This window comes from Anaeromyxobacter sp. Red801 (assembly GCF_049201065.2).
Classification (GTDB): Bacteria; Myxococcota; Myxococcia; order Myxococcales; family Anaeromyxobacteraceae; genus Anaeromyxobacter.
In genome coordinates this window covers 272182-284804 of the sequence record NZ_CM181236.1, presented here as the reverse complement: position 1 = coordinate 284804, position 12623 = coordinate 272182, and the positions used below count along the sequence as shown (strand labels likewise).

Below are 12623 nucleotides of genomic sequence, written 5' to 3'. Positions count from 1 at the left end.
GTCGCGTCTTCGCTCGGTGATTGGCGCGTCAGCCCAGGCGCGCGCGCGCCTGCGCCAGCGCCGCGTGCACCTGCTCGAGCGCCCGCTTCGCCGAGGCGAGCTCGTCGCGCTCGGCGCGGAGCCGGTCCAGCTCGGCCGCGAGCTGATCGCGCTCCCGGGCCAGCTCGCCCACCGCGGTGCGCAGGCGGGCGCCGTCGGCGGCGCCGGCGCGGAGCTCCTCGGAGAGGCGCTCCACCTCCTGCTCGCGCTCGGCGCGCACGCGCGCCTCCTCGTCGGCGCGGCGGGTGACCTCGTCGAGCAGGCGCGCGCGCTCCTCGTCGAGCGCGGAGAGCGCCTGCGCGCGGCGCACCGACTCGTCGCGCTCCTGCTCCAGCGCGTCCATCTCGCCGAGCAGGTCGGAGAGCACGCCGCGCTTGTCCTCGAGCTCCTTCTCGGCCACCGCGAGCCGCTCGGTGGCCCCGCGCGCCTCGCCGGCGGCGCGGGCCAGCTCCTGGCGCGCCTCGTCGAGGTCGGCGCGGAGCGCCTCCTCGCGCTCGCGCGCGCGCATGAGCTCGGCCTCGAGGTCCTTCACCAGGCCGAGCACGCTCTCGGCGGCGCGGCCCGGATCGGCCGGCACCGGCTCGATGCGCGGCGCGGGCTTCGCAGCCTCGGCCACCCGGCGCTTGATCTTCTGCAGCCGCTCCCGGCGTTCGTGCACGTCGCCCTGCGGCGCGGCGGCCGGCTCGGCCGCGGGGGCGACCGGCGCGGCGACCGCGGGGGCTGCGGCCCGCGCCACCGGGGCGGGCGCGGGGGCCGGCGCCGGGGCCGGCGCAGGCTCGGCCGCGCTCACCTGCGCGGCGGCCTCGGCGGCGGCGTGGATCGCGACCCGCCCGCGCTCGGCGGCGGCGCGCGGCTCGGGGGCCGCGGGCGCGACCGCCGCGGCCGGCTCGGCGGCGACCGGCGCCTCGGCGACGGCGGCCGCCTCGGCCACGGGGCTCACCTCGGCCTCCGGCTCGGGCGCGGGCGCGGCGGGCAGGCCGGCGGTCCGGAGCCGCGGCTTCAGCTTGGGGACGTTGGCGTCGAAGGCCTTGCGCATGTCGGTCACGCTCCCGCGGCGCCGGCGGCCGCGGCGGCGGCCTTGACGCGCCCGAGGATCTCCTGCTGCACCGCCTCGAGGTCGTTCGCGCCCTTCGAGTCGGCGTCGAAGCCGAAGATGGGGCAGCCCTCGCTCGACGCCTGCGCGAACTTGGTGCACTGGCGGACCACCGTGTCGAGCAGGTAGTCGGCGTAGTGCTCGCGGAGCGCGCCCAGCGCCTCGCGGGCGATCTTGAACGTCTGGTTGAACGCGTTCACCACGATGAAGATGTTCTCGAGCTGGTGCGAGAGGTCCTGCTCCAGCCCCTGGATCGTCTCGAACAGCAGCCGCAGGCCGTCGTAGGAGAGGAAGTCGGCCAGCACCGGGATGACGAGGTCGGTGGCCGCCATGAGCGCGTTCAGGTTGAGCAGCCCGAACGACGGCGGCGCGTCGAGCACGACGAAGTCGTAGCGCGCCCGGGTGCCCTGCAGCGCGTTCCGCAGCCGGAACTCGCGCCCGGCGAGCGGCATGAGCGCGAGGTCGATGGTGCTCATGGCGAGGTTCGCCGGGACCAGCGACAGGTTCGGCATGCCGGTCGGGACGGTGACCTCGTCGATGGGCACCTTGCGGATGAGCACCTCGTGCAGCGTGCGGGTGAAGCTCGAGCCCTCCTGGCCGAGGCACTTGGTGGCGTGGCCCTGGCTGTCGAGGTCGATCATGAGCACGCGGTAACCGCGCTCGGCCAGGCGGTACGCGTAGGAGGTCGAGAGGCTGGTCTTGCCGGTGCCGCCCTTGAAGTTGAGGAAGAGCTGGATGCGGTGCGGGAACGGCTCGGGCGTGCGCTTCAGCTTCTCGCGCAGGACCGGGAGGTCCGCCATGCCGAAGCCGTCCTTGCGGCCCAGCGCCGACGCCACCTGCTTCTCGGTGGCGCCGACGATCTCGGCGAGGCGCTTCGCGGTGTACCGGACGTTCTCCATCGTGTCCTCTATGCCATGAACCAGCGCGCCCCGCGCTGGACGAGGGCGCCGCGGGCCGCGAGCGCGGCGAGCGCGGCGTCGACGCGTGGCTGCGGCGCGCCGAGCACGGCGGAAAGATCCGCGGCGGTGCAGCCGCGGAGCGCGATGCGGACCTCGCCCACGATCCCGGCGTCGAGGCCGGGGTCGGCGGGGGCGGCCTCCACGACGGCGACCGCCACCGCGGTGCGGGCGGCGGCGGCGAGGGGGCGTGCCTCGACAGGCTCGGCACGAGCGGGGGAGGTGGGAGCGGGAATCCGCACCTCCGCTCGCCCCGAGCTCGCCGGGGGCCGGGCGGGGGAAGGGGGTGCGTGCCGGGCGGGGGCGATCGAGGCCGGCGCGGAAGCCTGGACCTCCGCTCGCCCCGAGCCCGTCGAGGGGCGGGCGGGGGAGGCGGTCGCGACGGCGTCGGCGCCCGCGATCACCGCGTCCCGCAGCGCCGCCCCGTCCATCGCGGCGAGCCGCTCGGCGATGCGGCGCGAGGCGGCCCGGCGCGCGGGCGCGGAGCCGTCGGACGAGATGCGCTCGCCGGCCACGCGCGACAGCGCCGAGGCGGCCGCGCGGCGGACGCTGTCGTCGGGGTGCTCGAGCGCGCGCGCCAGCGCGCCCTGGGCGCGCGCGGTGGGCCGGCCGGACAGCGCCGCCGCCGCCGCGCGGGCCACGCCGCGGTCGGGGTCGCCGAGCGCGACCGAGAGCGCCGCCTCGGCGCGCTCGCCCGGCGCGAAGCCGAGCAGGAGCGCCGCGCGGCGGCGGACGATGGGGCTCGGATCCGAGAGCGCGTCGGCGAGCCGCGGCTCCGCGTCGCCGGCGGCGACGGCGTTCAGCGCCTCCAGCGCCGCCACGCGCACGGCCGGGCGCGCGTCCTCGAGCGCCCGCTGCGCGAGCGGCGCCGCGAACGGCTCCTTGAAGCGGGCCAGCGCGCCGAGCAGCGCCGCCTTCACCTCGCCGTCCTCCTCGCGCCCGAGCGCGGCGGCGAGCAGCGGCGCGGCGGCCTTCGAGCCGAGCGCCTCCAGCGTGCGGACGGCGCGCTGGCGGGTGCGCGCGTCGGGGGCGCGCAGGTCGTCCATGGACCGCTCGTAGAGCACGCGGTCGGCGCGCGTGGCGAGCAGCTCCTTCATCCGGTCGGTGTCGCGCCCGGAGAGCCCCACCCGCCCCTCGGCCTCGAACCGGCCGGCGAGCTGCGCCACCGCCTCGGCGCCCTCGCGGGCCTTCGGCACGTGCACGGTGCCGCCGGCGTCCACCCGGACGCCGCCCGCCTCGGCCGCGGCCTTCCACGCCCGCAGCGTCTCGATCTCGGCGCGCAGCTCGGCGATGAAGCCGGCGAGGTCCGCCCCGCCCTCGTCCGGGCCGGGGGCGCCGTCCGCGCCGGGCGCGCCGCCGATGCGGGCGCGCTCCACCAGGCCGGACAGGAGCCGCTCCCGCTCGCCCTCCAGCAGCCGCACCCGATCGACGAGGTCGTCCGCCTGCGCCTGCGCGTCGGCGCGCGCGCCGCGCTCGGCCGAGGCGGCCTGCTCCAGCTCCACCTCGCGCCGGTGCGCCTTCGCCGCGTCGGCGCGCGCCCGCTCGGCGATGGTGCGCGCCGCCGCGAGCTCGGACTCGAGCTGGGACACGCGGCACTCGAAGAAGACGATCTTCTCGAGCGCGCTCCTGAGGAGCCCCTCCGGATCGATCGCCGCCGCCACTCCGTTGACCTTCGCCCCGTCCGCCATTCACCCGCCCTCGGGCCAACGCGCCGCCCGCCGCCGCGCGCCCGCCAGATCCCCTGATCCCGGGATCTTGCGTCGATATCGCAGCATACGGGTTCGGGATCCCGATGGCAAACAACTTGACGGGCGGCCCAGGCCGGTGATCCCGGCCCGGACCGGGCGTCCTGGCCCGGCGCTCACGCGCTCAGGCGTGTTCACCCGGCGTGACGTCCTCCAGCCCGTGCGCGCCCGCACCGCGCTCGGAGCGCCAGAGCAGGAACGAGAACACGAAGCCCGCGCTGGAGAGCACCGCCAGCATCAGCACCACCGGCACCCAGCCGCCCGGCGCGGCGGCGCTGGCGTGCCCCACGTCCTTCACCTTGCCCATGCCCCAGCTCATCGCCGCCCAGCCCACCTGCTGGCAGAACGTCATGAGCGCGTAGGCGGAGCCGAGCCGAGTCCCGGGCACGAGGTAGGTGACCGCCGGCCAGAGCACCGCCGGCACGAGCGCGAAGGCGAGCCCCATCATCGCCATGGCGAGCACCAGCTCGAGCGGCGTGCCCGCCGCCAGCACCGTCCCGAGCAGCGGCAGGCGCACCTCGGGCAGCACCACGCCGGTGTGCCACCACAGCATGAGCAGGAACGGCGGCACGAGCAGCGCCGACCCCGCCGCCATCATCAGGGCGCGCTTGCCGAACCGGTCCGCGAGGAGCCCGAACAGCGGCATGCCGATCATCGAGAGCAGCGGCAGCACGCTCTTCAGGCTGCCGGCGGCCTCGTTGGAGAGGCCGCGGTAGTCGATGAAGAACAGGTTCGCGAAGGTGCGGAACGGGAAGATGGTCGCGTAGAACGCGACGCAGAGGCCGACCACCCACCAGTAGGCGCGGTCGAACCGGACCAGGTCGCCGAGCACCAGCTTGTCGGTCGAGACCGTGCCCTTCACCCCGTAGCGGCGCGCCGCGTTCGCCTCGAGCCCGGCGTAGACCACCGCGAACACGAACCAGGCCACGCCCAGCACGCCGGCGAGCAGGAGCGGCGCCTGCCAGCCGCGCTCGAACAGGCCGCCGGCGAAGTTCGGCGACTGGTCGGCGGCGAGCGAGCCGAAGCGCGCGATGAGGAGCTGGACCGCGAGCGCGAAGGAGATCTCCTTGCCCTTGAACCAGCGCCCCACCACCGTGGTCGCGGCCACGATGAACAGCTCCGAGCCGACGCCGAGCACGAAGCGGCCCGCCGCCATGCCCAGCGCCGGCGTGCCCGGGGTGAGCACCGGGCCGAACGCGATGAGCAGCGTGCCGGCCGCGCCGATCGCGCCGAACAGCACCGACGAGCGCGCCGTGCCGAGCCGGTCGATGAGCACGCCGCCGGCGAGGAGCGTGAGCAGCGCCGCGACGTTGTAGGCGGTGTCGAGCAGGCCGACCTGCTCGCCGGTGAACCCGAACGCCTTCTCGAGCAGCGGGGTGACCGGGTAGAGCGCGTCGAAGACGTAGTAGTTGCCGAACATCGCCACGCTGCAGGCGAGCAGCACCAGCCATCGGTAGCCGGCCGGTTGCGGGCGCGGCGAGGGGGCGGCCTCGGTCATGGCCGCGCACATTACCCGAGAGCGCCGCGGAGGTGCGGGCCGAGATCAGGGCGGCGGGGGCGGCCCCGCCGGGAAGGACTCGCCGCGGCTCCGCACGTAGTCCCGCTCGTCCTCGGCGGGCAGCGGCTGCGGCTCGGGGACGCCCGGCGGCGGCGCGGCGGAGGCGGCGCGCCCGGCGGCCAGCTCCGCGAACAGATCGCGCGCCTCGGAGGGCGTGGCGGCGGCGGGGAACGCGCGCGGGGTGGGGACGCGCCAGATGTCCGGGATCTCCCCCTCCGCCAGCTGGAGCAGCGCCGCCTCGCTGCGGGCCACCACCAGCGCGCCGTCGCGCTCGCCGCGCACCTCGTCGTAGCGGAGCACCTGCTCCTGCCGGAACAGGATGGGGAAGCCCTTCACCACGCGGAAACCCCACTCGTAGAGCGCGTCCACGCGACCCAGCGGCCGGCCGTCGAGATCGCGGACCGCCTGGCCGAGCTGCACGCCGTTGCGTTCGTCGGTCATGGCGCCGGAACCGTAACCCCTGGCCCCCCGCCCGGCACGGCCGGGGCGGGGCGGGACTCGCCCGGGGGGCTCACGCCCGCCCACCGGCCGGCCGGCCGCGGGACCCCGGCGCGCTACCCGCCGCGCTTCACCCGCGCCGCCCGCACCTTCACGACGCGGCGCGGGTCGGCCTCGGCCACGGTGAACACCCAGCCCTTCCAGAAGAACCGGTCGCCGCGCGCCGGGATCGCGCCCGCCAGCGAGGAGACGAAGCCGGCCATGGTCTCGAAGCCCTGGTCCTCGGGGACGGCGGCCTGCGCGGCGCGGTTGAACTCCGCCACCGGCGCGCCGCCCTGCACCGTGAACGTGCCGTCGGCGTGCTGCTCCACCTCGCGCCCCTCGTCCTCCTCGAACTCGTCCTGGATGTCGCCGACGATCTGCTCGAGCACGTCCTCGATGGTGCAGATGCCCATCACGCCGCCGAACTCGTCCACCACGAACGCCATGTGCAGGTGGCGGCGCTGCATCTCGCGCAGGAGCTGCTCGACCGGCTTCGACCACGGGACGAAGTGCGCCGGGCGCAGGATGTCCGCGAGCACGATGAGCTCGGGGTGCGCGAGCAGCGGGACGAGGTCGCGCGCGTGGAGCACGCCGGCGATCTGGTCGAGGCTGTCGCGGTACACCGGCATGCGCGAGTGGCCCTCCTCGGCGAGGGTGCGGATGATCTCCGGCACCGGCGTGCCGATCTCCACCGCCACCACGTCGGTGCGCGGGACCATCACGTCGCGCGCGACCTTCTCGCGGAACTCGAAGACGTTGTGGATGAGCTCGCGGGTGCCCTCCGAGCCGGCGCCGGCGCGCCCGGCGTACTCGGCGAGAGCGCGCTCCATCTCGTCGAGCGGCGGCGGCGGGAGCGAGAAGCGGGCGCGGCGCCCGGCGGCCCAGGCCACCACGCGGGCGAGCGGCCGGAGCAGCTCGCTCAGGCCGCGGAACGGCAGCGAGAGCGCGAGCGCGACCCCCTCGCCGTGCGAGGCCCCGAGGCCCCGCGCCGCGGCGGAGAGCGGCAGCGAGAGCAGGCCCGCGACCAGCGCGGCCACCAGGCGCGCCGGCCACGGCGGCAGCCCGGGGACGAGCGCGGGGCCGCCGGCGCCGGCCAGCACGCCCGCGAGCAGCGTGCCGAGCGTGGCGGCGGCGCGGAGCGTGAACGCGGTGGCCTCCGCGTCGCCGGCCAGCGCGCCGAGGGCCCGGGCGCGCACGCCCGCGTCGGGCGGCCGGGCGAGCGCCTGCGCCCGCGGCACGCCCACCGCCACCAGCGCCGCCTCCAGCGCGGCGGCGACCGCCCGCAGCGCCAGGAGCGCCGCGATCCCCGCGACCAGCCACGAGATCTCCGCTGCCGAAGCTCCCTCCATCGACCCCGTACCCTAGCAAAACCCGGGTGAGGCGCACGGGGCGGATTCTGCTATAAACCCGCGCATGGCGAAGAAGGCGCGCGTGTACGTCACGCTCAAGCGCGGGGTGCTGGACCCGCAGGGGTCGGCGGTGAACCGCGCCCTGCACGCGATGGGCTACGGCGAGGTCTCGGACGTCCGGCTGGGCAAGTTCATCGAGGTCGCCCTCGACGAGAAGCTGCCCGAGGCCGAGGCGCGGAAGCGGCTCGAGGAGATGTGCCGCAAGCTGCTCGCCAACACCGTCATCGAGGACTTCCGGATCGAGCTCTAGCTCGGACGGCACCGCACCATGCGCGTCGGCATCCTCACCTTCCCCGGCTCCAACTGCGACCACGACTGCTACCACGTGGTGAAGCACGTCATGGGCGCCGAGGCCCAGTACGTCTGGCACAAGGACCGCCTGCCCGAGAAGCTCGACGCGGTGGTGGTGCCGGGCGGCTTCAGCTACGGCGACTACCTCCGCTGCGGCGCGCTGGCCCGCTTCTCGCCGGTCATCGCCGACCTCGTCACGTTCGCGGAGCGGGGCGGCCCGGTGCTCGGCATCTGCAACGGGTTCCAGATCCTGTGCGAGGCCGGGCTGCTGCCCGGCGTGCTCATGCGGAACGCGTCGCTGAAGTACATCTGCAAGGACGTCACCATCCGCGTCGAGGGGCAGGAGACGCCGGTGACGCGCGGCCTGGTCGGCCAGTCGCTGACCATGCCCATCGCGCACGCCGAGGGGAACTACTTCGCCGACCCGGAGACGCTCGACCGGCTCGAGGGCGACGGGCGCGTCGTGTTCCGTTACGTGGGCGGCGCGCCGAACGGCTCGGCCCGCGACATCGCCGGCATCTCCGGCGGCCCGTCGCGCAACGTGGTCGGCCTCATGCCGCACCCCGATCGCGCCAGCGAGTCGATCCTCGGCCTCGAGGACGGCAAGCGCATGTTCGCGGCGCTGCTCGGCTGATCGGGCGGCGCCGCCCGCTCCCGGGGGGCCGAGGACGGACGTTGCCACAGGTCGATCTCACCGGGCCCGCGGGCCGGCTGGAAGCGCTGCTGGAGGAGGTGCCCGGCGCGCGGTTCGCCGCGCTGGTGTGCCACCCGCACCCGCGCTTCGGCGGCACCATGCACAACCACGCCACCTACCGGCTGGCGCGGGCGGTGCGCGCGCAGGGCGGCCACACGCTCCGCTTCAACTACCGCGGCGTGGGCCTGAGCGCGGGCGCCTACGACCGCGGCCTCGGCGAGGTGGAGGACACGCGCGCCGCGCTCGGCTGGCTCGCCGCGCGCCACCCGGACCTGCCGCTCCTGTGCTGCGGGTTCTCCTTCGGCTCGTGGATGACGATCCTGGCGGGCGGCCCGGACCCGCGCGTGCGCGGGCTCCTGCTGGCGGGCCTCGCGCTCCGCTCGGCCGACCTCGACCTCGTGCGCGACGCCGCCGACGCGCGCGCGGTGGAGCAGCCGGCCGCGGTGGTCCAGGCGGAGCGGGACGCGTTCGGCCTGCCGGACGACGTGCGCGCGGTGCTGGAGGGGTCGCGCGGGCCGCGGCGGCTCGCGGTGGTGCCCGGGACGACGCACCTCTTCACCGAGGACCTCCCCGCGCTGCAGCGCGAGGCGGAGGCGGCGCTCGGCTGGCTCCTCGAGGAGGCGCGGATCCCGTGAGGCTCGACGCCCGGCGGACCGGCGAGGCGATCGCGGCCGCGCGAGGGGAGCTGGCCCGCATCTGGCGGTCGGCCCGCGCCACGGCGTGGGACGGCCGGCGTCCGCCCGCGGCCGCGCTGGACGGCGTGGTGGAGGCGTTCGTGGGCGCCGTGGGCGAGGCGCTCGCGCGCGGCACGCCGCCGGAGGAGGCCTGGGCGCGGACCACCGGCCTGGTGCGGCTGCAGGCGGGCCCCGACGGCGGCGCGCTGGACACGGAGTGGCGCCTGCTCGGCGAGGTGCTCTCCTCGGCCTGCGAGACGCTGGAGGCGGACGCGGACGCGACCGACCGCGTGGCGCAGGCGGTGGACGCGGGGCGGAGGGGGATCGAGGCGCTGCGCGCGGGCGGGCGCCTGCCGGGCGTCGCGGTGGCGTGGCGGAGGTAGGCGAGGGCTACGCGTTCTGCGCCGCCGGCGGCGACGCCGACTGGGCGTGCCGGCGGACGGCCGACAGCAGCATCTCGAGGTCGAACGGCTTCTGGATGTAGCCGTCGGCGTCGATGGCGCCCTCGCGGCCCATGGCCGAGAGGATGACCACCGGGATCGCGCTGATGTCCGGATCGCCCTTCTGCGCGGCCCGGAACTCCCAGCCGTTCATCACCGGCATCATGAGGTCGAGCAGGACCAGCTGCGGGTGGAACGCCCGGATCTGGGCGAGCGCCTCCTCGCCGTCGCCCGCCGCGACCACCTGGTGGCCCTCCTCGGCGAGCACCTCGGCGACCGCCTGGCGGATGTCCGACTCGTCGTCGACGATGAGCACGCGCGCCACGACTACAGGAATATCCATGCCCCGCTCGGCCTGCAAATTCGCACCCTCGGCATGGCGGGGGTCCCTGGGCCCGGGGACGGCCGGCGGGGCGGGTCGACCCGCACGCCGCGCTCAGGTGCCGGCGAGCTGGACGCCCTCGAACACCAGCGTCGGGGTCCGCATGGCGGAGTAGCGGTACGGGTCGTCGCCCACCGCCACCAGCCGCTTCCAGAGCTCGAGGTGGTTGCCGGAGACGTTCATCTCCCCCACCGGCTCCGCCAGCGCACCGGCGCGCACCCGGAAGCCGCGCACCCCGAGCGAGAAGTCGCCCGTGGTCCCGTTCGAGTTGCCACCCAGGAACCCCGTGACGAGGACGCCCTCGCCCATCTCGGCGAGCAGGGCCGCCTGCGAGCGCTCGCCGAGCTTCCAGGCGAGGTTCGAGGAGCGGCCGGTGGTGGGCGGCAGGCCGAGCTTCCGGCCGTAGTAGGTGTCCACGTAGAGGCTGCGGAGCACGCCGCGCTCGAACACCGGGAACGGCCGCGCCGCGAGCCCCTCGCCGTCGTACAGGCGCGAGCCGAGGCCGCGGCGGACGTGCGGCTCGTCGCGCACGTCCAGGAGCGGGCTGCCGACCTCGGCGCCGACCTTGCCCTCGAGGTACGAGCGCTTCTGCTGGATGGAGGAGGCCGAGAGCGGCCCGAACAGCGAGCCCACCAGCCGGCCGGAGGCGCGGTTGTCCACCGCGAGCGCGGTCACCGCCGACTCGCCCTTGCGCGTGCCGATGCGGGCGACCGCCCGCTCGCCCGCCCGCCGGCCGATGACCTCGGGCGACTCCACGTCGGCGCGGTGGCGGGCGCCCGACGACGCGTACTCCTCGGGGCGCCGGCCGTCGGGGTCCTTCACCGTGACCTCGGCGCCGATCCAGAAGTCGGTGCCGCGCCGCCGGCCCTCGAAGCCGTTGGTGTGGACGAGCGCGCTCTCGCTGAGCGAGTCGGAGACGCTGGTGGACACCGACAGGATCGCGTGCGCGCCGGGGACCGCGCGGGCGGCCACCTCGATGGCCTCGGCCTGGCGGCGCCGCTCCGCCGCGTCGAGCGCGCCGTGGTGCGGGTCCTCGAGCTCGAGGTCGATGGCCGCCTGGCCCTGGTACAGCTCGGGATCCGGGAGCCGGCGGTACGGGTCGGGCGCGAGCGTGCGCGCGAGCACCACCGAGTCGGACACGAACCGCTCCAGCGCCTCGGGGCGCAGGTCGCTCGTGCCCACCGAGACGTAGCGGCCGTCCACGTAGAGGTCGAGGCCGAGCCCGCGGGTCGTGGCCTCGCTCACCTTCTCGAGCCGGCCGTCGCGCCACGCCACCTCGACGTGCCGCGCGCGGTACGCGCCCACCGCGGCCTCGTCCGCGCCCCGCTGCCGCGCCAGCGCGGCGGCCTCGCGCGCGATCTCGAGCAGGTCCTTCACGAGCCCCTCCCGCCGACCGTCATCGAGGCGACGCGCACCGTGGGCAGGCCCTGCGACACCGGCACGCTCTGCCCGTCCTTGCCGCAGGTCCAGCCGCCCTCGTCGATGGCGAGGTCGTCGGAGACCATGTCCACCTGCTCGAGCGCCTTCGGGCCGTTGCCGATGATGTTCACGTCCTTCACCGGGCGGGTGAGCTTCCCGTCCTCGATGAGCCAGCCGTTCTTCACGTAGAAGGTGAAGTCGCCGGCGCCGATGTTGACCTGGCCGTTGGAGAAGTTCACGCAGTAGATGCCCTTCTTCACCGACTGGATGATCTCCTCGGTCCGGTGCGGGCCGGGGAGCATGTACGTGGAGCGCATGCGCGGGAGCGGCGGGTAGCGGTAGCTCTCGCGGCGGCCGTTGCCGGTGGGGGCGACGCCGTAGTGGCGCGCCGAGATCGAGTCGTGGAGGTAGGTGGCGAGGACGCCGTTCTCCACCAGGTGTGTGGTGCCGGCCGCGTTCCCCTCGTCGTCCACGTTGATGGCGCCGCGCGCGCCCGGGTTGGCGGCGTCGTCCACGATGTTCACGAACGGCTTCGCGATGGGCTTGCCGATCTTGTCGGCGTAGATGGACACGCCCTTGCGGTTGAAGTCCGCCTCCATGCCGTGGCCGATGGCCTCGTGGAGCAGGATGCCGGAGGAGCCGGCCGCGAGCACGACCGGCATCTCGCCTGCCGGCGGCGCGCCCGCCTCGAACAGCACCGAGGTGCGGTCCACCGCCTCGCGCACCACGCGGTCGAGCCGCTCGGGCGTGTAGAACTCGAAGCCGGCGCGGCCGGCCACGTTGTAGCCGCTCTGCTCGCGCCGCCCGTTCTCCTCGGCGAGCACCGAGAGGTAGAGCAGCGTCATGGGCTGGCGGTCCTCGACCACCCGGCCCGACGAGTCGGCGAGCAGCACCGCGCCGTCCTCGTCGCGGAGGAACACGTTCACCTTCTTGACCCGCGGGTCGGCCGCGAAGGCGCGCTCGTTGAGGCCGGCGACGAGCGGCAGCTTCTCCTCGGGCCGCACCTCGCTCCACGGGCGGACGAGCGGGTAGCGGTCGGGCAGGCCGCCCTGGACGTGCAGGCGCTGCGGGCCGGGGCGCGAGGGGCCGTCGGCGATGGCCGCGGCGGTGCGGGCGCACTCGACCAGCGCCGGCAGCGAGAGGTCCTCGGTGTAGCCGTAGCCGGTCTGGTCGCCCTTCACCACGCGTACGCCCACGCCCAGCTCGACGCTGGCGTAGGCGCGGTTCACCGCCCCGTCCTCGACGCCGAGGTCCGAGGACACCCGGTGCTGGAAGAAGACGTCGGCGTGGTCGCCGCCGCGCGAGAGCGCCGCCGAGAGCGTCTCGGCGATCATCCGCTCGGTCACGCCGAAGCGCGCGAAGTAGCCGATCCCCTCGCGCGGGCCGGCCGGGGCCCCCTGTCCGTACTCGCTCATCCGATCCCTTGCTCCGCCGCCTGGGCGG

Annotated in this window: 13 protein-coding genes; 4 read left to right on the top strand and 9 right to left on the bottom strand. The window is 75.7% G+C overall.

Features of this window, described 5'->3' with window-relative positions:
• Positions 1-28: 28 nt before the first annotated feature.
• The 6 genes from ACOQFB_RS01245 to ACOQFB_RS01220 all read right to left on the bottom strand — a co-directional run bounded on the left by ACOQFB_RS01245 (position 29) and on the right by ACOQFB_RS01220 (position 7220).
• Complete coding sequence (locus ACOQFB_RS01245; RefSeq protein WP_421609280.1) at positions 29-1075, bottom strand: hypothetical protein; 1047 nt, start codon at positions 1073-1075, stop codon at positions 29-31.
• A gap of 5 nt (positions 1076-1080) precedes the next feature.
• Positions 1081-2031, bottom strand: a complete 951-nt coding sequence (locus ACOQFB_RS01240) for a ParA family protein (RefSeq protein WP_421609279.1) — start codon at positions 2029-2031, stop codon at positions 1081-1083.
• Between the two features lie 8 nt (positions 2032-2039).
• Positions 2040-3749 carry a HEAT repeat domain-containing protein gene (locus ACOQFB_RS01235; RefSeq protein WP_421609278.1) on the bottom strand — a complete coding sequence of 570 codons (1710 nt, stop codon included), beginning with the start codon at positions 3747-3749 and terminating at the stop codon, positions 2040-2042.
• Positions 3750-3957: 208 nt separating this feature from the next.
• Complete coding sequence (locus ACOQFB_RS01230) at positions 3958-5331, bottom strand: MFS transporter (RefSeq protein WP_421609277.1); 1374 nt, start codon at positions 5329-5331, stop codon at positions 3958-3960.
• 45 nt (positions 5332-5376) lie between these two features.
• Entirely contained in the window at positions 5377-5832 is a 456-nt protein-coding gene (locus ACOQFB_RS01225) for a hypothetical protein (RefSeq protein ID WP_421609276.1), read from the bottom strand.
• Positions 5833-5945: 113 nt separating this feature from the next.
• The gene (locus ACOQFB_RS01220) at positions 5946-7220 is read right to left on the bottom strand and encodes a hemolysin family protein (protein ID WP_421609275.1); all 1275 of its coding nucleotides are present in this window, start codon (positions 7218-7220) and stop codon (positions 5946-5948) included.
• 64 nt (positions 7221-7284) lie between these two features.
• Here ACOQFB_RS01220 and purS point away from each other — a divergent pair, with 64 nt between their 5' ends.
• Genes purS through ACOQFB_RS01200 form a run of 4 tightly spaced genes read left to right on the top strand, consistent with a single transcriptional unit; the run spans position 7285 to position 9322 of the window.
• Positions 7285-7530 carry a phosphoribosylformylglycinamidine synthase subunit PurS gene (purS, locus tag ACOQFB_RS01215; protein WP_012527872.1) on the top strand — a complete coding sequence of 82 codons (246 nt, stop codon included), beginning with the start codon at positions 7285-7287 and terminating at the stop codon, positions 7528-7530.
• An 18-nt stretch (positions 7531-7548) separates the two neighbouring features.
• The gene (gene purQ / locus ACOQFB_RS01210) at positions 7549-8205 is read left to right on the top strand and encodes a phosphoribosylformylglycinamidine synthase subunit PurQ (RefSeq protein WP_421609274.1); all 657 of its coding nucleotides are present in this window, start codon (positions 7549-7551) and stop codon (positions 8203-8205) included.
• Between the two features lie 41 nt (positions 8206-8246).
• Positions 8247-8900 (top strand): alpha/beta hydrolase, encoded by a 654-nt coding sequence (locus tag ACOQFB_RS01205; protein WP_421609273.1) that lies wholly within the window; start codon positions 8247-8249, stop codon positions 8898-8900.
• A complete protein-coding gene (locus ACOQFB_RS01200) occupies positions 8897-9322 on the top strand; it encodes a hypothetical protein (protein WP_421609272.1) in 426 nt (141 codons plus the stop codon). Before ACOQFB_RS01205 ends, ACOQFB_RS01200 begins: the two co-directional genes overlap by 4 nt.
• A 7-nt stretch (positions 9323-9329) precedes the next feature.
• On the opposite strand, the gene ACOQFB_RS01195 is transcribed toward ACOQFB_RS01200, so the two are convergent.
• From ACOQFB_RS01195 to ACOQFB_RS01185, 3 genes are all read right to left on the bottom strand, one after another.
• Complete coding sequence (locus ACOQFB_RS01195) at positions 9330-9704, bottom strand: response regulator transcription factor (RefSeq protein WP_059438720.1); 375 nt, start codon at positions 9702-9704, stop codon at positions 9330-9332.
• Positions 9705-9815: 111 nt separating this feature from the next.
• Positions 9816-11138, bottom strand: coding sequence for a TldD/PmbA family protein (locus tag ACOQFB_RS01190; RefSeq protein WP_059438721.1), 1323 nt, complete (start codon positions 11136-11138; stop codon positions 9816-9818).
• Positions 11135-12595: a TldD/PmbA family protein gene (locus tag ACOQFB_RS01185; protein ID WP_059438722.1), complete on the bottom strand. Its 1461-nt coding sequence runs from the start codon at positions 12593-12595 to the stop codon at positions 11135-11137. Before ACOQFB_RS01185 ends, ACOQFB_RS01190 begins: the two co-directional genes overlap by 4 nt.
• Positions 12596-12623: the final 28 nt, after the last annotated feature.